This is a genomic window from Aeromonas cavernicola (assembly GCF_002795305.1).
Classification (GTDB): Bacteria; Pseudomonadota; Gammaproteobacteria; order Enterobacterales; family Aeromonadaceae; genus Aeromonas; species Aeromonas cavernicola.
Genome location: NZ_PGGC01000302.1, coordinates 1 through 572, shown reverse-complemented (window position 1 = coordinate 572; position 572 = coordinate 1). Strand labels below are relative to the sequence as shown.

The 572-nt window shown below is 60.8% G+C and carries 2 protein-coding genes; both read right to left on the bottom strand.

The genetic code is table 11. From position 1 onward, the window contains the following. The coding region (locus tag CUC53_RS18705; protein WP_157798349.1) for a DEAD/DEAH box helicase at positions 1-335 on the bottom strand (335 nt) is incomplete at its 3' end. A 47-nt stretch (positions 336-382) separates the two neighbouring features. Next, on the bottom strand, positions 383-572 hold a 190-nt coding region (locus CUC53_RS19400; protein ID WP_236757980.1), incomplete at its 5' end, for a hypothetical protein.

Below are 572 nucleotides of genomic sequence, written 5' to 3'. Positions count from 1 at the left end.
CCACCGCCGACGATGGTGATGGTGGTGATAGCGAGATACTTGGCGAAGTCATTGATGTTGCTCGCCACCTGAGCCGCCAGCTCGCGAGTCGGGGTCAGGATCAGCACTCGGGCGTTGGACGGCTGGACCGGCGCCGGATTGTCTACCAGACGCTGCAAGATGGGCAGGGCGAAGGTGGCGGTCTTGCCGGTACCGGTCTGGGCGCTGGCCAGCACATCGCGGCCACGGCGAATGGCCGGGATCGCCTGTTGCTGCACAGGGGTCATCTCCTGATAACCGCACTCTGAGACAGCACGCAAAATCTCGGGGGCAAAATCGAACGATTCAAATCTCATGATGGGTTCCTGTGTAGCAGCGGCGCTGGAGTTGGCCTTCAGTTGGCTTACGGCGTGTTATGAGCGAAGCGAAGGCGGTGACCACCGACGGCTGTGGCTGACATCACGTCAGAGAGTAAGCCGGAAAATGGCGGGCGCGAAGTGTAACAGATAGGCGGCACAAATGCCGCTTTGAATGGTGGCGTCTTGCCTATTCGGTCACGGTTAGCTGTCCAGCGGGGCTCACTGCTGGTCGGG